Here is a 17930-nt window from a genome sequence, read left to right on the forward strand (position 1 = left end):
TGAAGGCGCCTGGCAAAGGGAGCGACCTGATGGTCAAGCAATTGCCTGTGATGATCGTGGCCTTGTTGCTGGGCGCCTGTTCCAGCAACAAGGGCAGCGAGGCCGATCCGGCGCAGCCGCCCAAGGGCGGTTGCTACCAGTCCCAGTGGCAGGCGGAGACGGCACCGGTGATCAACAAGCGCCTGGGCCCGGACGGCCTGGAAAAGTACGACGACGAACACCAGCGCAAGGCCCCGGGTTGCCCTTGATCGGGTGGCTGGCAACCTGCGCCGGATTTCGTGGTCTTGGACATTGGGGCTGTCGTTGCGGCCTCATCGCGGGGCAAGCCCGCTCCCACGCACTCATCGTGGGAGCGGGCTTGCCCCGCGATGAGGCCGGTACAGCATTCCCGTAACGAGGATGTTTGATGAAAGCGCTTCTGGCCGCATTGGCCCTGGCGACCCTGGCAGGCTGCTCGCTGTTGCAGCCGGCCCAACCCGCCCCGGCGGACAACTGGACCCGCTGGGTCTGCGACAGCCAGGCCGAAGTGCTGTGGCGTTTCGCCGACGCGCAGCAGGACGCGGTCGATGTCCGCCTTGGCGGCGGCGACCAGGTCCATCGGCTCAAGGCCGAGCCGGGTGCCTCCGGCGCGCTGTACAGCGATGGCATGCTGGCCTTCCACACCAAAGGTGAAGAAGGCCTGGTGTACTGGGTGGCGACCAACGATCTGATTGGGCGGGGCTGCAAGGCACCGTGACTGGCCGGGCCGCGTAGATGGCCCACACTACTTGAACAGCAACCGCCCCTGCGGCAGGCTTGCATGAAACAAACGACGCTTGTCGGGAGAGAGATACACAATGGCACTCATTAGCATGCGCCAGATGCTGGACCACGCCGCCGAGTTCGGTTACGGCGTACCAGCTTTCAACGTCAACAACCTCGAGCAGATGCGCGCCATCATGGAAGCGGCCGACAAGACCGACTCTCCGGTCATCGTCCAGGCCTCCGCCGGTGCCCGCAAATACGCCGGTGCTCCCTTCCTGCGCCACCTGATCCTGGCGGCCATCGAAGAGTTCCCGCACATCCCGGTGTGCATGCACCAGGACCACGGCACCAGCCCTGACGTTTGCCAGCGCTCGATCCAGCTGGGCTTCAGCTCGGTGATGATGGACGGCTCGCTGGGTGAAGACGGCAAGACCCCGACCGAGTACGAGTACAACGTCCGCGTCACCCAGCAGACCGTTGCCATGGCCCACGCCTGCGGCGTTTCGGTGGAAGGCGAGCTGGGTTGCCTGGGTTCGCTGGAAACCGGCATGGCCGGTGAAGAAGACGGCATCGGCGCCGAAGGCGTGCTGGACCACAGCCAGATGCTGACCGACCCGGAAGAAGCCGCCGACTTCGTCAAGAAGACCCAGGTGGACGCCCTGGCCATCGCCATCGGCACCAGCCACGGCGCCTACAAGTTCACCAAGCCGCCTACCGGTGACGTGTTGGCGATCGACCGTATCAAGGAAATCCACAAGCGCATCCCCAACACCCACCTGGTGATGCACGGTTCGTCCTCGGTGCCGCAAGAGTGGCTGGCGATCATCAACCAGTACGGTGGCGACATCAAAGAGACCTACGGCGTGCCGGTCGAAGAGATCGTCGAAGGCATCAAGTACGGCGTGCGCAAGGTCAACATCGACACCGACCTGCGCCTGGCCTCCACCGGTGCCATGCGCCGCCTGATGGCGCAGAACCCGAGCGAGTTCGACCCACGCAAGTTCTTCGGTGAAACCGTCAAGGCCATGCGCGACGTGTGCATCGCCCGCTACGAAGCCTTCGGTACCGCTGGCAATGCCTCGAAGATCAAGCCGATCTCCCTGGAAGGCATGTTCCAGCGTTACGCCAAGGGTGAACTGGCCGCCAAGATCAACTGATCCGGCGCCGTTCAACGAAGAAGCCCGCAGCGATGCGGGCTTTTTTGTGCCCGTACGTCGCCTGCCCGCCGCTTATACCGTTAGTCGGCTAACATCGGTTCAGATGGCTTATGGCCATCTGCCTGCATTGCGTCTTCGGGTGCCGAGTCTAGAGTAACAATCGGATCCAATCACAAGTCGAAGTTGGACTTACCAAGAGAAGCAGCATGGATGGCGCTTATTCACAATCACCGGAAAGCAGCTCGGTGCTGCTGGTCGTAGACGACTATCCGGAAAACCTCATCAGCATGCGGGCCTTGCTGTCCCGCCAGGATTGGCAGGTATTGACTGCCAGTTCAGGGATGGAAGCCCTGAGCACCCTGCTCGAACACGAAGTCGACCTGGTCCTGCTCGACGTGCAGATGCCCGAGATGGACGGCTTCGAGGTGGCCCGCCTGATGCGCGGCAGCCAACGCACGCGGCTGACCCCGATCATCTTCCTCACCGCCAACGAACAGTCCGATGCCGCAGTGCTCAAAGGTTATGCCAGCGGCGCGGTGGACTACCTGTTCAAACCCTTCGACCCGCAGATTCTCAAGCCCAAGGTCCAGGCCCTGCTGGAGCAGCAGCGCAACCGGCGCATGCTGCAACGGCTGACCCGCGAGCTGGAGTCGGCGCGGGCCTTCAATGCCTCGATCCTGGAGAACGCCGCCGAGGGTATCCTGGTGGTGGACGAGTCGGGCTGCATCGGCTTTGCCAACCCGGCCATCTCGCGCCTGCTCGATGCCCCGGTGGACAAGCTGCAGGGCGCGCACATGCTCGACCTTATCCAGTTGCCCTGCGCCAACCTGTGGCCCGAGTCGGACTTCTACCAGGCCTACTTGGGCCGGCAGATCTTCCGTGTGCACGACGCCCAGCTGCGCACCCTCGGTGGCCAGCCGGTACCGGTGGCGCTGTCCTGCGCGCCGCTGCCCGCCGAGCAGAAGGCCATGGTGGTGACGGTGCTGGACATGTCGGTGGTGCGCAGCCTGCACCAGCAGCTCGAGTACCAGGCGGTGACCGACCCGCTGACCGGGCTGCTCAACCGCCGTGGCTTCTACCAGGCCGCCGAGAGCGCGCTGCTGCGCAACGAGCGCTCGGACAAGGCCAAGGCCTTGATGTATATGGACCTGGACGGCTTCAAGCGGATCAACGACCTGCTTGGCCACGAGGCCGGCGACAAGGTCCTGCGCTGGGTGGCCGACCAGCTCAAGGAGTGCCTGGGCAGCGAGGCGCTGCTGGCCAGGATGGGTGGCGACGAATTCACCGCGCTGTTCGATGGTCTGCCGTACCCCGAGCAGGCCGGGCGCTATGCCGAGAAGCTGCTGGAGCGGATGTCGAGCTTCCAGCAGGTGGATGGCCTGGAGGTCAATCTGGGGGTCAGTATCGGCATCGCCACCTACCCCGACTGCGGCGCCAACGTGGAGGGCCTGCTGCGGGCGGCCGATGCCGCGATGTATGCGGCCAAGCAGGCCGGTCGCCAGCAGTACCGCTTCTACGACCAGGAACTCAATGGCCGTGCCCGCTCGCGGTTGATGCTCGAGGACAGCGTACGCACCGCCATCGAGCAGAACGACTTCAGCCTGGTCTACCAGCCCCAGGTGGCGTTCGCCGATGGCCGGTTGCGCGGCTTCGAGGCGCTGTTGCGCTGGAAGCATCCGAGTGTAGGCGATGTGCCGCCCGGGCTGTTCATTCCCTTGTTGGAGGAGGCGCGCCTGATCAACCGCCTGGCCAGCTGGATCTATCGCAAGGGCGCAGCCCAGCGTAATGCCTGGAGCGATCGCTTCGGCTCGCAACTGGTGCTGGGCATTAGCCTGAGCCGCGCCCAGTTCACCATGCCAGGGTTGGTCGATGAACTGGCCCAGGTGATCGACAAGCATCAGTTGCTGCCCGCCCAGCTGGAGGTGGAGGTGGCCGAGACGTCGCTGATGTACAACATCGACGCGGCGGTGAAGCAGGTGCATCGCCTGCGCGAGCTGGGCATTCGCGTGGCGCTGGACGACTTCGGTGCCGGCGACTGCTCGTTGCGCATGCTGCGCGATTTGCCTATCGACACCCTCAAGCTCGATCGCCATCTGGTCGCGCGACTGCCGGACTCGGCGGCGGACATCGCCCTGGTGCGCAGCGTCATTGGCCTGTGCGCGGCCTACGACATCACCGTGATTGCCGAGGGCGTGGAGACCCGGGCCCAGGCCGAATGGCTCAAGGATGCCGGCTGCGCCTATGTGCAGGGGTTCCTGGTCGCCCGTCCGCTGACCGCCAGCGATGCCGGCAACTTCCCGGTGGTTTTCCCATGGGCGTCGTGATTGGCTAAACTCGCGTCTTCCCGTTCCGAACGCCTGCCATGACTGCCTTACGCTACCTGCAAGCCTACCCGCCGCACCTGCAGGAACAGGTGCGCCAGATGATCGCCAGCGATCGCCTGGGCGACTACCTGCGTCAGCGCTACCCCGAGCGCCATGACGTGCAGAGTGACAAGGCGCTGTACGGCTATGCCCAGGAAATCAAGCAACAGTACCTGCGCAGCGCGCCGCCGCTGGACAAGGTGCTGTTCGACAACCGCCTGGACCTCACCCACCGGGCGCTGGGCCTGAACACGGCGGTGTCGCGGGTGCAGGGCGGCAAGCTCAAGGCCAAGAAGGAAATTCGCGTCGCCTCGCTGTTTCGCGAGGCGGCGCCGCAGTTCCTGCGCATGATCGTGGTGCATGAGCTGGCGCACCTGAGGGAGCGCGACCACAACAAGGCCTTCTACCAGCTCTGCCAGCACATGGAGCCGGACTACCATCAACTGGAATTCGACCTGCGCGTCTACCTGACCTATCGGGAGCTGCCGGGCAACACCTGAGGGACAAGCACCCCATGACCACGGAAGTGAGCAAGACCCGCAGCAGCTTCTACCGCCGCCTCTATGTGGCCTGGCTGATCGACAGCCAGACCGCCACCAGCGTGCCAGCGCTGATGGAGGCCACCGGCATGCCGCGACGCACCGCCCAGGACACCATTGCCGCTCTGGCCGACCTGGATATCGTCTGCGAGTTCGAGCAGCAGGCCGGCGCGCGCAACCATGCCGGGCACTACCGTATCCGCGACTGGGGGGCGATCGACAAGCAGTGGATCATCCAGCACCTGCGCCAGCTGCGCGAAGTGTTGGGTTATCCCTGAAGCGATTCATTAGCGGGCGACTCCCCTATTCCCTGTGGGAGCGGGCTTGTCCCGCGATGGGGCGCGCAGCGCCCCCGGCAAATTCAGCTTTTACGCATCCCGATGTGCGGAATATCGTCCTCGAGGTATTCCTCGCCGACCGCTTCGAAACCATGCCGAGCGTAGAAGCCCTGCAAATGCGCCTGGGCTGACAGATAGATCGCGACGCCAGGCCAGCAATGGCCGGCAGCCTCCAGCCCTTTCAGCAGCAGCGGGTGGCCCAGCTTCATATCGCGCGCCCCGGGAGACGTCACCACCCGGCCAATGACGACTTCGCCGTCCTGCGATTGCGGATCGAGCAAGCGCAGGTACGCCACCAGCCGCTCACCGTCCCAGCCCATCAGGTGCAGGGTGTCGCCATGCAGGTCGAGCCCGTCGACTTCCTGGTAGGCACAACGCTGCTCGACCACGAACACTTCGGTGCGCAGTTGCAGGATGGCGTAGAGTTGTTCCTTGGCAAGGTCGCCATGGTGCTTGCAGATCCACTCGATGGACATGGATGGGTACTCCTTCGGTTGACCGTCGATCATCGCAAATCCTGCCGGCTTCGACGAGATCGAATGACGATACCTGGCACTCGGCCAAAATAGAGGCTAAATGACACTATCACCCGCTGTCGCCAGGATGCGGCTTGTGTAATCTGGACCTCTGTTGCTAGTAGAGACCGCCGTCACCAGCGTGAGCCCCCAACTGCGAAAGGAATTGAGCATGCGGCCACTGCTTTGCGTTCTTGGGTTACTGGGACTGTTGTGCGCGGGGCCAGCCCTGGCCCAGGGCAAGTTGCGGCTGGTGGCCGACAGCTGGCCGCCTTTTACCGACACCAGCATGCCTGGTGGCGGCCTGGCCACCAGCATCGTCACCACGGCGCTGACCCGAGCCGGCTACGCCACCGAGTTCGAGGAGGTACCCTGGGCCAGGGCGCTGATGGGCGTGGGCGAGGGGCGCTACGATGTGCTGATCAACGCCTGGTACAACGACGAGCGAACCCTGATCGGCCAGTTCTCCGATGCCTACCTGGTCAACCGCATTCGCCTGCTAAAGCGTGAAGGCGAGGCGTTCGCCTATGCACGCCAGTCCGACCTCTACCCCTACACCATCGCCGTGGTGCGCGATTACGCCTATTCCCCTGAATTCGACAGCGACGAGCGCCTGAACAAGGTGCCGGTACGCAGCTTCTCGTCCGCAGTACGCATGCTGGCGGCCGGCCGGGTCAACCTGGCGGTGGAGGATGAGTTCGTGGCGCGCTACAACCTGCAACGCGAGCCGCAGCCGGTGCGGGAGGGCGTGGCGTTCGTCGACCCGCCGCTGAGCGAGAACAGCCTGCATATCCTGGTCAGCCTCAAGCACCCTGAGCACCAGAAGATCGTCGCCCGTTTCGAGAAGGCCATCGCCACGATGAAGGCCGACGGTAGCTATGATCGGCTGCTGCGCCAGCATGGGTTCTGATCGTGAAGCGATCAGGCAGGTTCGCCTTCCTTGATCAGATGCCCCGCTAATGTCCGCAACGGTCCCAGTTGCCGGCAGATCAGCGCCAGTTGCGTCTGCACCAGCCGCTGATGCTCGTCCAGCTCCTCCGGCATCTGCTCCAGCGCATTGGCCAGGGCTTCTTCGGCATCGCTGTGGATCGCCACCGGCAAGCGCGCCGCCAGGCCATTGGCGATTTCATCCAGGCTGCTGGCCAGGCTCCGCCCGGCGCCATCGATCAGCTGTTCGTGGACCTCGGCCGGCAGCGCCGTGTCGCGGTGCGCCCCGAGCCCCGAGAGGTAGCTGAGCAAGGTGTGTGACAGCACCAGGAAGCGGAAGCCGACATCGGCTTCCTTACGGAAGTGCCCCGGCTCCATCAGCATGTTGGCCAAGGTGGTGGACAATGCCGCGTCGGCGTTGTGCGCGTTGCGCCGGGCCAGGCGATAGGCCAGGTCGTCGCGCTTGCCGTGGGCGTACTGCTGCATGATTTGGCGCAGGTACTCGCTGGCACAGGCCAGGGTGTTGGCCAGCACCTTGTTCAGTCGCCGGCCTTGCCAGTCGGGCAGGAACAGGAACACCGCGAGAATGGCGATCAGGCTGCCCACCAGGGTATCGAACAGGCGCGGCAGGAACAGGCCGTAGCCATCGCCGATCTGGTTGAAGCAGAACAGCACCATCAGGGTGATCGCCGCCGTGGCCAGGGTGTAGCGGGTGGTGCGGTTGACGAAGAACACCACCCCGGCGACCACCGCGAACAGCGATTGGATGATCGGGTTGGGGAACAGGTCGAACAGCGCCCAGCCCACGGTCAGGCCGATGGCGGTGCCGAAGATCCGCTGCACCAGCTTGCGGCGGGTCGCGCCATAGTTGGGCTGGCAGACGAACAGCGTGGTGAGGATGATCCAGTAGCCCTGGGTCGGGTGGATCAGGTGCACCATGCCATAGCCCACCGACAGTGCCAGCGACAGGCGCAGGGCATGGCGGAACAGCAGCGAGGTCGGTGTCAGCTGGGTGCGCAGGCGTTTCCACACATCCTTGAGGTTGCGGGGCGAGCGGTCGAGCAGGCTGCTGTCGCTGGCATCGGCCAGGCTGTCCGGGTTGCTTGCGGCGCTGAGCAGTCGGTCGAGCGTGGCCAGGTTGGCGGCCAGCGCCCGCAACGAGCGCAGCAGGCCGCGCCAGGCCGGGTTGCTCTGGATGCGCAGGTGCTCCAGCGAGGCGTTGAGGTCTTCCAGGGCCTCGGGATAGCCGCTGGCCAACACGAACGGTTGGCGCAGGCGGATCGATCGGGCCAGCTCCTGGCAGGATGAGCCCTGTTTGCGCAGCAGGCGCTGGCAGCGGAACATCACGTCGCTGTGGAAGAAGGCGTCGGTCAGCGCGTTGTAGGGGTAGTGCGAGGCACTGACCCGCTCATGGATGTCCTGGGCCAGGAAGTACAGCTTGAGGTAGCGGCTGACCTTGGAGTTGGGCTGGCTGTTGCCGACCCGGTGCAGGATGATTTCCTTGGCCGCGTTGAGCGCCGCCACAACCTTGCCATTCTGCTTGGCCAGCTCCAGGCGCGTGGCCTCGACGTCGAGAGTGCGCACCGGCTCGAACAGGCTGGCCTTGAGCTTGAGGTAGGTGCCCAGCTCAAAGAACAGCTTGGCCAGGCTCTGCTGCACCGGTTGGTTGGAGAACAGCGCCTGCCACAACACCGACAGCAGCCCGTACCAGGCCGCCCCCGCCACCAGTAGCAGCGGCTCGTGCCAGAAATCACTGACTTCACCGCCGCGCTGGTCGACGCCGATCATGGTGTAGACCGACAGGATCAGCGTGGCCGAGGCGATTGCCCCGTAGCGTTCGCCCAGGGCCCCGAGCATGGTCAGGGAAAACGCCGCCAGGGCCAGGGCGACGGCGAAGATCCAGGGGTAGGGGAACAGCAGCTCGACCGACAGCGCGGCGATGGCGAAGCAGCCCAGGGTCACCAGCAGGGCGCTGAGCCGGCCCTGCCAGCCATCGTCGGTTTCGGCCAGGGCGCTGGCGATGATGCCGAGGAACAGCGGAATCAGCAGGCTCATCTCGTTCTGGTACCAGCACCAGGCCATGCTGCCGGTGAGGGCGATGGTCACGCGGATGGCGTAGCTGAACTTGTCTTGGCCCCACAGGCGACGCAATGAATGGCGGAACGAGCTCGATGACATGATGGCCTGCTGGGCAGTATTCGAAAAAGAATCTCTGGGGCCTCATCGCGGGGCAAGCCCGCTCCCACGAGCCGAGTGGCCTTCGTGGGAGCGGGCTTGCCCCGCGATGGTTTTTCACCCTTCGCAGCGATGGACCAGCAAGAAGCGTTCCGTGCTGCTGAATGGATTCTACTCTACACGAACTGCGCCGCCGCGTTGGCCGAAGCCCAGGCCCACTGGAAGTTGAAACCACCCAGGTGCCCGCTCACGTCCAGCACCTCGCCGATGAAGTACAGCCCAGGGCTTTTCAGCGATTCCATGGTCTTGGACGACACCTCGCGGGTGTCCACGCCACCCAGGGTCACCTCGGCGGTGCGATAGCCCTCGGTACCGGCCGGTATCACTTGCCAGGCCGCCAGTTTTTCGGCGATCTGGGTCAATTCCGCCGGGGTGTACTGCTTCAGCGGTTTCGAAACGAACCACTGCTCGGCCAGCAGGTTGGCCAGCTTGCGGGTGAACACCTCGCCCAGCACGGTCTTCAGTTCGCTGTTGGGGCGTTCGACTTGCTGGCCCTGCAGCCACTCCAGCGCGTCGCGATCAGGCAGCAGGTTGATCTCCACCGTGTCGCCAGCTTCCCAGAACGACGAGATCTGCAGGATCGCCGGGCCGCTCAGGCCGCGGTGGGTGAACAGCAGGTTCTCGCGGAAGCTTGTGCCATTGCAGCTGGCGACGCAGTCCAGCGAGGTGCCCGACAACTCGGTGCACAGTGCCTTGAGCTGGGGCTCGGTGATGGTGAACGGCACCAGGCCGGCGCGGGTCGGCAGCAGTTCATGGCCGAACTGGCGGGCGACCTGATAGCCGAAGCCGGTGGCGCCCAGGGTCGGAATCGACAGGCCGCCGGTGGCGATCACCAGCGACTGGCAGGCGAACGGGCCGGCGCTGGTCTGCAGGGTATAGCCACCTTCGGTCTTGTCGATGCGCTCGATGCTGGTGTTCATGCGCAGCTCGGCACCGGCCTGGTCGCACTCGGCCAGGAGCATGTCGAGGATGTCGCTGGACTTGTTGTCGCAGAACAGCTGGCCGAGCTTCTTCTCGTGGTACGGCACGCCGTGCTTGCACACCAGCTCGATGAAGTCCCACTGGGTGTAGCGGGCCAGCGCCGACTTGCAGAAGTGCGGGTTGTGCGAGAGGAAGTTGGCCGGCTCGGTGTACATGTTGGTGAAGTTGCAACGCCCGCCGCCGGACATGAGGATCTTCTTGCCCGGCTTGTTGGCGTGGTCGAGCAGCAGCACCCGGCGCCCGCGGCGGGCGCTGAGCTGGGCGCACATCAGGCCGGCGGCGCCGGCGCCGAGGATGATCACGTCGGTGGAGTGCAATTGGGCGAACCTATGGTAATGGGGAATCATCGTGGGAGCGGCGATGCGGCGACCCGACTTGCCCCGCGATGGCGTCAGCGGGGCAATATCATTGCCTGATCATGCGCCATCGCGGGGCCAGCCCGCTCCCACGGTACGGTCAAACTGTTTAAACGATACGGACTTTCAGGGCGCGACCCTTGATCTTGCCGCTGTTCAGCCGCTGCATGGCCTGCTTGGCCACTGCCCGCTCCACGGCCACGAACGCCACGAAGTCGAAGATGGCGATCTTGCCCACCTGCTTGCCCGGCAACCCGGCATCGCCGGTCAGCGCGCCAAGGATGTCGCCCGGGCGCAGCTTGTCCTTGCGCCCGGCACCGATGCACAGGGTGGTCATCGCCGGCAGCAGCGGCTCGCCGCCCTTGCTCTTGAGGTTGTCCAGCTGTTCCCAGCGCAGCGGCTTGTTCTGCAGGTCCTCGATGGCCTGGGCGCGGTGGCCTTCGGCCGGGGCCACCAGGCTGATCGCCACGCCTTTCTCGCCGGCGCGACCGGTACGGCCGACGCGGTGCACGTGGATCTCGGCGTCACGGGCCAGCTCGACGTTGATCACCAGGTCCAGGCCGTCGATGTCCAGGCCGCGGGCGGCCACGTCGGTGGCCACCAGCACCGAGCTGCTGCGGTTGGCGAACATGGTCAGCACCTGGTCGCGATCGCGCTGCTCCAGGTCGCCGTGCAGGGCCTGGGCGACGATGCCCTTGGCGGTCAGGTGGGTGACCAGGTCCTCGCACTGCTGCTTGGTGAAGCAGAACGCCACGCAGGACTGCGGGCGGTAGTGGCCGAGTACGCGGGTCACTGCTTCCAGGCGTTGCTGCGGGTCGATCTCGATGAAGCGCTGTTCGATCTGGCTGTCGCTGTGCAGCGCCTCGACCTTGACCTGCTGCGGCTGGCGCATGAAGTCCTTGGCCAGTTGCTCGATGCCGGCCGGGTAGGTGGCGGAGAACAGCAGGGTCTGGCGGCGCGACGGGGTCTTGCCGATGATGCTGGCGATGGCATCGAAGAAGCCCATGTCGAGCATGCGGTCGGCTTCGTCCAGGACCAGGGTGTTGAGACCGTCGAGCACCAGGGTGCCTTTGTCCAGGTGCTGCTGGATGCGCCCCGGGGTACCGACGATGATGTGCGCGCCGTGTTCCAGCGAGGCGATCTGCGGGCCGAGCGAGACGCCGCCGCACAGGGTGAGGATCTTGATGTTGTCCTCGGCGCGGGCCAGGCGGCGCAGCTCCTTGGCCACCTGGTCGGCCAGTTCGCGGGTTGGGCACAGCACCAGGGCCTGGCAGCCGAAGTAGCGCGGATTGATCGGGTTGAGCAGGCCGATGCCGAAGGCCGCGGTCTTGCCGCTGCCGGTCTTGGCCTGGGCGATCAGGTCCTGGCCCTTGAGGATGACCGGCAGGCTCTGGGCCTGGATCGGGGTCATCGAGGCGTAGCCCAGGGCGTCCAGGTTGGCCAGCATGGCGGCGGACAGCGGTAGGGTGGCAAAAGCGGTGGTTTCAACGGTCACGAGGCGGGCCTGCTGCGATGCAAAAAATACCGCATAGTCTACCAGCCTCGAAGCCATTCACCCTACGACTCGACGTGATGTTCCGGACGACGGGCGCGCCTTCCGTCCGTCGGCGCCAACTGCAGGAAGATCGCTGCCGCCAGCATGGCCATCACGCCGATGGTGACGAAGGTCAGCTGGAACGCGCCCAGGGTGCTCTGCACGCCATCACCGCTGCCGGCCGCGGTGAAGCCGCCGAGCAAGGCGCCGGCGCAGGCCACGCCCAAGCTCAGCGACAGTTGCGCGACCACCGACAGCAGGCTGTTGCCGCTGCTGGCGCTGGCGTCGTCGAGGTCGATCAGGGTTACCGTGTTCATCGCCGTGAACTGCATCGAGTTGACCGCCCCCAGCAGCGCCAGTTGCACCAGCAGCACGGCATAGGGTGTCTGCTCGTCCACCAGCCCCAGGCTGGCCAGCAGCAGGCCCAGCAGTAGGGTGTTGCCGGTCAGCACGATGCGGTAACCCAGGCGCTCGATCAGCGGCCGGGCGATGGACTTGGCGAGCATCGCCGCCGCCGCCAGCGGGATCATGCTCATGCCGGCCTGGGCCGGTGAATAGCCCAGCGCCACCTGCAGCAGCAACGGCACCAGGAAGGGCAGGGCGCCGCTGCCCAGGCGGGCGAACAGGTTGCCGAGGATGCCGATGGCGAAGGTCCGTACGCGGAACAGCGAGGGCGAGAACAGCGGCTCCGGGTCACGCCCGGCGCGCAGCCAGTAGGCGGCCAGGCAGGCCATGCCGGCGAACAGCAACAGCATCACCCGCAGGTGCGGCAGGTGCAGTTCGCCCAGGCCTTCCATGGCGATGGTGATCAGCACCATCGCCGCGCCGAACAGCAGGAAGCCTGGGCCATCGAAGGTGGTGCGTTCGGCGCCGCGCAGGTCGGGGATGAACTTCCACACGGCGTAGCAGCCCAGTGCCCCCACCGGCAGGTTGATCAGGAAGATCCAGTGCCAGCTGAGGATCTCCACCAGCCAGCCGCCCAGGGTCGGGCCCAGCAGCGGGCCGAGCAGGCCGGGGATGGTGATGAAACTCATGATCCGCACCAGCTCCGAGCGCGGGTAGGCGCGCAGCACCACCAGGCGCCCGACCGGCAGCATCAGCGCGCCGCCCAGGCCCTGGATGACCCGGGCGAGGATCAGCAAGCCGAGGCTGTTGGCCATGGCGCACAACAGCGAGCCGAAGCTGAACAGCAGGATGGCGCTGAAGAAGATGCGCTTGGTGCCGAAACGGTCGGCGATCCAGCCCGAGGCCGGGATCAGCAGGGCCACGGTGAGCATGTAGGCAATGATCACCCCCTGCATGCGCAGCGGGTCCTCGGCCAGGGAGCGGGCCATGGCCGGCAGCGCGGTGTTGAGGATGGTGCCGTCGAGCGACTGCATGAAGAAGGCGATGGCCACCACCCAGGGGATCCAGCGGGCGGTGACGGGGTCCAGCGGGGCACGGTCGGGCATGGGTTACCTCAATGTCCTGTGTTGCCTGGGCCGGCCTCATCGCCGGCAAGCCGGCTCCCACAGGGGCAGCGCATGCCGGTCATTGTGGGAGCTGGCTTGCCAGCGATGAGGCCAGTCCTGCCGATCACAATGTCAGGGTCAGCCCTTTGACCAACGCCCCCGGCAAATGACTCGACCCGGTGCTGCGCTGCCCGTAGGTGCTGGTCGAGAGGATCATCTCGCGCTCCTGGGTCAGGTCCTCCAGCTGGCTGCCCAGCAGGTTGTACAGGCTGTCGTCGAAGCGCATGGTGCTTACCGGCCCCTGGATCTGCCCGTTCTCCACCCAGAACGTGGCGAAGCGGGTCAACCCGGTCATGCGCGCCGCGGGCAGGTCCGAATAGTTCAGGTACCACAGGTTGCTGATGTACAACCCGGTGCCCAGACGCTCCAGTACCTCTTCGCCGGGCAGGTTGCCCGGGGCCAGGCTCAGCGCGCAAGGTGACTCATGGCTGTCGGCGCCATTGGCCTCCTGGGCGAACTCGGCGGCGCTGCGGGCGCTCACCAGCCTTTCCAGCGCCCGGCCTTCGCCGATCAGCAGCAGGTCGCGACGGGGCGAGCCCTCGTCGGAGAACGCCGGGCTCAGCGAGCCGCTGACCTGCTCGCTGAAGCTCACCCGCGGGCTCAGTTGCGCGTCGCCGTTGTACAGGCGCTGCAGCGGGCTGTTGCCCGTGGCCAGGGCCTGGGCGGAGAAACCGCCCCAGCAGAGCATACCGGCGATCTCGTCCATCGCCGCCGGCGCCAGATAGGCTCGGTAGCTGCCGGGCTTGAGGGTGATGGCCGGGCGTCCCAGGTGCGCCAGCTGGTCGCGGGCCTGACGCAGGCGCGCGGCGAAGGTCTCGCCGCTCCAGGCCTGCCCGGCATAGTTGGCCTTGACCGCCTGGCCGTTGGCGTGGAACAGGCTCCAGTCGAAGTTGAAACTGTTGGCCTGGTGCCAGCCGAAGGCCCCGAAGGAACTGGCAAAGCCCCGGCAGATGGGGCCGGCGGCATAGATGCCGACCAGGTCCAGGTCACCGGCTTCGCGCTCGATGAGGGCCAGCACTTCGTCCAGCTCGGGCAATGGCTGCTCCAGCAGGCTATGGCTGTGCCAGGCGCTGTCGTCGAGGTTCAGGTAGGGATCCACCGCCAGCAATGGCAAGGTCTGGCGCAACTGCGTCAGGGCGTCGTGCAGACGCCGCTGGTCGAGCTCGGGATCGTCGCCCAGGGTGATCTGCTGCTCGGCCTGGCGCCCTTCGCGCACCAGTCGCAGGTGCACGCTAGCCTGGCTGACCAGCCCGGCCTGACGCACCTTGGCATGGTTGAAGCGCACGAACTGCGAATGCTCGGCGCTGTAGCCGAGGGTGAACTGCTCGCCCGGTTGCACGGCGGCGTTCAGGCTGTCGAGCAGGTTTTCGAAACGTTGCTGGTACAGGGTGCTCATCAGGCGTCTCCCCCGAATACGTCGATCTGGCGGAACACGCAGGCCGGCGAGGCATGGCCGACACGCACCACCTGGTTGGGCTCACCCTTGCCGCAGTTCGGCGTACCGAGCACCTGGAAGGTGCTGCTGTCGCCCACGGCCGAGAGGTTGCGCCAGAAGTCGGCGGAGATGCCCCGGTAGTTCGGGTTCTTCACCACGCCCTTGAGTTCGCCGTTTTCGATCAACTGCCCCCACTCGCAGCCGAACTGGAACTTGTTGCGCGCATCGTCGATGGACCAGGAGCGGTTGGTGCGCATCAGGATGCCGTGCTCGATGCCGCTGACCAGTTTTTCGAACGATTGGTCGCCCGGCTCGATGTTGAGGTTGGCCATGCGGTCGATCGGCGCCCGATTCCAGCCGCAGGCGCGGCTGTTGGCCACGCCATCCAGGCCCGAGCGCAGCTGCGACAGCGCGCCGCCCAGGGGGCGAACCAGCAGGCCGTCGCGGATCAGGAACTGCTTGCTGGCCGGGGTGCCGTCGTCATCGAAGCTGTAGCTGGCCAGCTCCTCGCGAAGGGTCGGGTCGAAGGTCACGTTGAGCAGCTTCGAGCCGTACTGCAGATGGCCGAAGTCGCTGGCTTTGACGAAGCTGGTGCCGGCGTAGTTGCGCTCATCGCCGAGGATGCGGTCCAGCTCCAGCGGGTGGCCGATGGACTCGTGGATCTGCAGCATCATCTGGTCGGGCATCAGCAGCAGGTCGCGCCGGCCGCTTGGGGTATTCGGCGCCAGCAGCAGTTGCAGCGCCTCGTCGGCCACCCGGCGGGCCGCGCCGACCAGGCCACAGCGCTCGATCACCTCGAAGCCGCCCTGCTGGCCGAAGTTCTCCCGGCCCAGGCTACGGCTCTGGCTGTCCAGGCCGTCGCTGGCGGTGACGCCCAGGCCCGGGTAGACGAAGCGTTGGGCATGGCGCAACTCGGCGCCGGCGGAGTTCAGGTAGGTCTGCTCGACCACGCTGATGCCAAGGCTGGCCTGCCAGTCCACCAGGCGTTCGTCCTTGGGCACGCTGGCCGATTCGGCGGCCAACAGGTCCAGGCAGTCGGCGAGGTTGGGCAGGGGCTGTTCGAAGTTGGGCGAGACATGGTCGTGGCGCCCGTCCGGGGCTGGCCGGCCGCTCAGGTCGAGCAGGCTGCTGGCCTTGATCCGCCGGGCCAGCGCCTCGGCTTGCTCCAGGGCACGTTGCAGCCCGGCCTGGGACAGGTCGGCGGTGGCCGCGTAGGCCTCTACGCCATCCACCCGCACGGTGAGCATGGCGCCTTCATCCTGGCTGAAGAAGGGCGGCTCGGCGACGTTGCGCCGAACCGACAGTGACTGGTGCGATTGCTTCACATGGCGAAGCGAGAACAGTTCGGCCGTGCTGCGCAGCGCGGCAAAGCGCTGGCGCAGCAGGGTGCTGGAGTCGAACATCGGAAACCTCCGTGTGTGCGGTGGTTCCCCCTAGAACCACCCCTCTTGCATGGCGAGGCAGGTGTCGTCGCGGGCCTCGAGCAAAGCGAGGTCATTATGGCAGCCCGGCACTTCCCAGGTGAGGAAATAACGCGCGGCCTGGAGCTTGCCCAGGTAGAAGTCGCGATCGCTGCCCTTGAGCAGGCCGACCTCGGCATGAATGGCCTGCTCCAGCCAGCGCCAGCCGATCACGCAGTGGCCGAACACCTTGAGGTACAGCGCCGAGTTGGTCAGCGCGCCGGCGACCTTGCCGTTGGCCAGGTCGCCGAGCAGGGCGAGGGTCACGCTCTGCAGGCGGTTGACCAGGTGCTCCAGGGGCTGGCGCAACGGATCGAGGTTCGGGTGATGGCTAGCGCGCTCGCAGGTGCCGGCGATCAGGCGAATCAGTTGCTTGAGCCCGGCGCCGTTGTTCTGCGCCAGCTTGCGCCCGAGCAGGTCGAGGGACTGGATGCCCTCGGTGCCTTCGTGGATCGGGTTGAGACGGTTGTCGCGGTAATACTGCTCGACCGGGTACTCGCGGGTGTAGCCGTGGCCACCGAGGATCTGGATCGCCAGTTCGTTGGCTTTCAGGCAGAACGCCGAAGGCCAGGACTTGACGATGGGCGTGAGCAGGTCGAGCAGTTCCAGGGCTTGCCGGCGTGCGTCTGCATCCGCGGCGGTGTGGGTGTCATCGAACAGCCGGGCCGCGTACAGGCCCAGGTCGAAAGCACCCTCGACGTAGGCCTTCTGTGCCAGCAGCATGCGCTTCACATCGCTGTGCTCGATGATCGGCACGGCGGGGCTGTGCGGGTCCTTGTTGTCTGGCAGGCGGCCCTGTGGACGTTGGCGGGCGTAGTCCAGGGAATACAGGTAGCCGGCGTAGCCCAGCATCACCGCGCCCATGCCGACGCCGATACGCGCCTCGTTCATCATCTGGAACATGCAGGCCAGGCCCTGGTGCGGCTGGCCCACCAGGTAGCCGACGCACTTGCCGTTGTCCCCGAAGTTCAGCGCCGTGGAGGTGGTGCCGCGCCAGCCCATCTTGTGGAACAGCCCGGCCAGCAGCACATCGTTGCGTGGCCCCAGGCTGCCGTCGGCATTGACCAGGTACTTGGGCACGATGAACAGCGAGATGCCCTTCACCCCGGGCGGCGCGTCCGGCAGCTTGGCCAGGACCATGTGCACGATGTTCTCCGACAGTTCGTGGTCGCCGCCGGAGATGAAGATCTTGTTGCCCTTGAGTCGGTAGGTGTCGTCGCCTGCGGGTTCGGCGCGGGTGCGGATATCGGCCAGGGACGAGCCGGCATGGGGCTCGGTCAGGGCCATGGTGCCGAAGTAGCGGCCTTCTATCATCGGTTGCAGGAACAGGCGTTGCTGTTCGTCGCTGCCGAAGCTCTCGATCAGGTTGGCCGCGCCCATGGTCAGGAACGGGTAGGCCGTGGTCCCGGCGTTGGCTGCTTGGAAGTGGGCGAAGCAGGCTTGCGACACCAGGCTTGGCAGCTGCATGCCGCCGACGTCGAAGTCGCGGTTGGCGTTGAGGAAGCCCGCCTCAAGGAAGGCGTCGACTGCAGGCTTCACCTCCGGGATCAGCTCGGCGCGGCCGTCCACGTAGCGCGGCTCGTTTTCGTCGCCCTTGCGGTTGTGCGGGGCGAAGTATTTTTCGGCAATGGTGCGGGCGGTGGTCAGCGCCGCGTCGAAGGTCTCGCGGCTGTGCTCGGCGAAGCGCGGACGCTGGGTCAGGGCCTCGGCGTCGAGGACTTCGTAGAGTTCGAAGGCGAGGTTGCGGCTGCTGAGGAGTTGCTCGGACATGGCGGCATTCCTAGTTCGGGATGCAGCGAGTCTAGGCAAGGTGATGGGGCAGGGGACAGGTTAAT

General features: G+C 65.8%; 15 protein-coding genes. 7 read left to right on the plus strand and 8 right to left on the minus strand.

What is annotated here, in order from left to right; all coding sequences use genetic code 11:
• Positions 1 to 29 precede the first annotated feature (29 nt).
• From HU751_RS10680 to HU751_RS10705, 6 genes are all read left to right on the plus strand, one after another.
• A complete protein-coding gene (locus HU751_RS10680) occupies positions 30 to 248 on the plus strand; it encodes a hypothetical protein (protein WP_050707230.1) in 219 nt (72 codons plus the stop codon).
• Between the two features lie 158 nt (positions 249 to 406).
• Positions 407 to 736 (plus strand): MliC family protein, encoded by a 330-nt coding sequence (locus tag HU751_RS10685; protein WP_186733346.1) that lies wholly within the window; start codon positions 407 to 409, stop codon positions 734 to 736.
• A gap of 100 nt (positions 737 to 836) precedes the next feature.
• The gene (gene fba / locus HU751_RS10690; RefSeq protein WP_011536013.1) at positions 837 to 1901 is read left to right on the plus strand and encodes a class II fructose-bisphosphate aldolase; all 1065 of its coding nucleotides are present in this window, start codon (positions 837 to 839) and stop codon (positions 1899 to 1901) included.
• Between the two features lie 206 nt (positions 1902 to 2107).
• Positions 2108 to 4225 carry a putative bifunctional diguanylate cyclase/phosphodiesterase gene (locus tag HU751_RS10695; RefSeq protein ID WP_050707213.1) on the plus strand — a complete coding sequence of 706 codons (2118 nt, stop codon included), beginning with the start codon at positions 2108 to 2110 and terminating at the stop codon, positions 4223 to 4225.
• Between the two features lie 38 nt (positions 4226 to 4263).
• Entirely contained in the window at positions 4264 to 4764 is a 501-nt protein-coding gene (locus HU751_RS10700; protein ID WP_023631708.1) for a M48 metallopeptidase family protein, read from the plus strand.
• A 14-nt stretch (positions 4765 to 4778) separates the two neighbouring features.
• A complete protein-coding gene (locus HU751_RS10705; protein ID WP_028688318.1) occupies positions 4779 to 5081 on the plus strand; it encodes a winged helix-turn-helix domain-containing protein in 303 nt (100 codons plus the stop codon).
• An 83-nt stretch (positions 5082 to 5164) separates the two neighbouring features.
• On the opposite strand, the gene HU751_RS10710 is transcribed toward HU751_RS10705, so the two are convergent.
• A complete protein-coding gene (locus HU751_RS10710) occupies positions 5165 to 5617 on the minus strand; it encodes a GNAT family N-acetyltransferase (protein ID WP_186733347.1) in 453 nt (150 codons plus the stop codon).
• Positions 5618 to 5828: 211 nt separating this feature from the next.
• Here HU751_RS10710 and HU751_RS10715 point away from each other — a divergent pair, with 211 nt between their 5' ends.
• Positions 5829 to 6566 carry a substrate-binding periplasmic protein gene (locus HU751_RS10715; RefSeq protein ID WP_186733348.1) on the plus strand — a complete coding sequence of 246 codons (738 nt, stop codon included), beginning with the start codon at positions 5829 to 5831 and terminating at the stop codon, positions 6564 to 6566.
• An 11-nt stretch (positions 6567 to 6577) separates the two neighbouring features.
• On the opposite strand, the gene yccS is transcribed toward HU751_RS10715, so the two are convergent.
• From yccS to HU751_RS10750, 7 genes are all read right to left on the minus strand, one after another.
• On the minus strand, positions 6578 to 8761 hold the full coding sequence (gene yccS, locus HU751_RS10720; protein ID WP_186733349.1) for a YccS family putative transporter: 2184 nt from the start codon (positions 8759 to 8761) through the stop codon (positions 6578 to 6580).
• A gap of 173 nt (positions 8762 to 8934) precedes the next feature.
• Entirely contained in the window at positions 8935 to 10116 is a 1182-nt protein-coding gene (locus HU751_RS10725) for a BaiN/RdsA family NAD(P)/FAD-dependent oxidoreductase (protein WP_186733350.1), read from the minus strand.
• A gap of 148 nt (positions 10117 to 10264) precedes the next feature.
• A complete protein-coding gene (dbpA, locus tag HU751_RS10730) occupies positions 10265 to 11602 on the minus strand; it encodes an ATP-dependent RNA helicase DbpA (RefSeq protein WP_258378805.1) in 1338 nt (445 codons plus the stop codon).
• A 110-nt stretch (positions 11603 to 11712) separates the two neighbouring features.
• Positions 11713 to 13140: a multidrug transporter subunit MdtD gene (gene mdtD, locus HU751_RS10735; protein WP_186733351.1), complete on the minus strand. Its 1428-nt coding sequence runs from the start codon at positions 13138 to 13140 to the stop codon at positions 11713 to 11715.
• Between the two features lie 124 nt (positions 13141 to 13264).
• Positions 13265 to 14596 (minus strand): TldD/PmbA family protein, encoded by a 1332-nt coding sequence (locus HU751_RS10740; protein ID WP_186733352.1) that lies wholly within the window; start codon positions 14594 to 14596, stop codon positions 13265 to 13267.
• Positions 14596 to 16038 (minus strand): TldD/PmbA family protein, encoded by a 1443-nt coding sequence (locus HU751_RS10745; protein ID WP_186733353.1) that lies wholly within the window; start codon positions 16036 to 16038, stop codon positions 14596 to 14598. The genes HU751_RS10740 and HU751_RS10745 overlap by 1 nt, the downstream gene beginning before the upstream one ends.
• A gap of 30 nt (positions 16039 to 16068) precedes the next feature.
• A complete protein-coding gene (locus HU751_RS10750; RefSeq protein ID WP_186733354.1) occupies positions 16069 to 17865 on the minus strand; it encodes an acyl-CoA dehydrogenase in 1797 nt (598 codons plus the stop codon).
• Between the last annotated feature and the right edge of the window lie 65 nt (positions 17866 to 17930).

This window comes from Pseudomonas peradeniyensis (assembly GCF_014268935.2).
Taxonomy (GTDB): Bacteria; Pseudomonadota; Gammaproteobacteria; order Pseudomonadales; family Pseudomonadaceae; genus Aquipseudomonas; species Aquipseudomonas peradeniyensis.

Excerpts from the sequence above, each read along its gene's own strand:
- HU751_RS10705 (WP_028688318.1), top strand. The coding sequence starts at position 4,779 with ATGACCACGGAAGTGAGCAAGACCCGCAGCAGCTTCTACCGCCGCCTC.
- mdtD (WP_186733351.1), bottom strand. The coding sequence starts at position 13,140 with ATGCCCGACCGTGCCCCGCTGGACCCCGTCACCGCCCGCTGGATCCCC.
- HU751_RS10685 (WP_186733346.1), top strand. The coding sequence starts at position 407 with ATGAAAGCGCTTCTGGCCGCATTGGCCCTGGCGACCCTGGCAGGCTGC.
- HU751_RS10750 (WP_186733354.1), bottom strand. The coding sequence starts at position 17,865 with ATGTCCGAGCAACTCCTCAGCAGCCGCAACCTCGCCTTCGAACTCTAC.
- HU751_RS10680 (WP_050707230.1), top strand. The coding sequence starts at position 30 with ATGGTCAAGCAATTGCCTGTGATGATCGTGGCCTTGTTGCTGGGCGCC.
- HU751_RS10715 (WP_186733348.1), top strand. The coding sequence starts at position 5,829 with ATGCGGCCACTGCTTTGCGTTCTTGGGTTACTGGGACTGTTGTGCGCG.
- HU751_RS10700 (WP_023631708.1), top strand. The coding sequence starts at position 4,264 with ATGACTGCCTTACGCTACCTGCAAGCCTACCCGCCGCACCTGCAGGAA.
- dbpA (WP_258378805.1), bottom strand. The coding sequence starts at position 11,602 with ATGCTGGCCAACCTGGACGCCCTGGGCTACGCCTCGATGACCCCGATC.
- fba (WP_011536013.1), top strand. The coding sequence starts at position 837 with ATGGCACTCATTAGCATGCGCCAGATGCTGGACCACGCCGCCGAGTTC.
- HU751_RS10695 (WP_050707213.1), top strand. The coding sequence starts at position 2,108 with ATGGATGGCGCTTATTCACAATCACCGGAAAGCAGCTCGGTGCTGCTG.
- HU751_RS10710 (WP_186733347.1), bottom strand. The coding sequence starts at position 5,617 with ATGTCCATCGAGTGGATCTGCAAGCACCATGGCGACCTTGCCAAGGAA.
- HU751_RS10740 (WP_186733352.1), bottom strand. The coding sequence starts at position 14,596 with ATGAGCACCCTGTACCAGCAACGTTTCGAAAACCTGCTCGACAGCCTG.
- HU751_RS10745 (WP_186733353.1), bottom strand. The coding sequence starts at position 16,038 with ATGTTCGACTCCAGCACCCTGCTGCGCCAGCGCTTTGCCGCGCTGCGC.
- yccS (WP_186733349.1), bottom strand. The coding sequence starts at position 8,761 with ATGTCATCGAGCTCGTTCCGCCATTCATTGCGTCGCCTGTGGGGCCAA.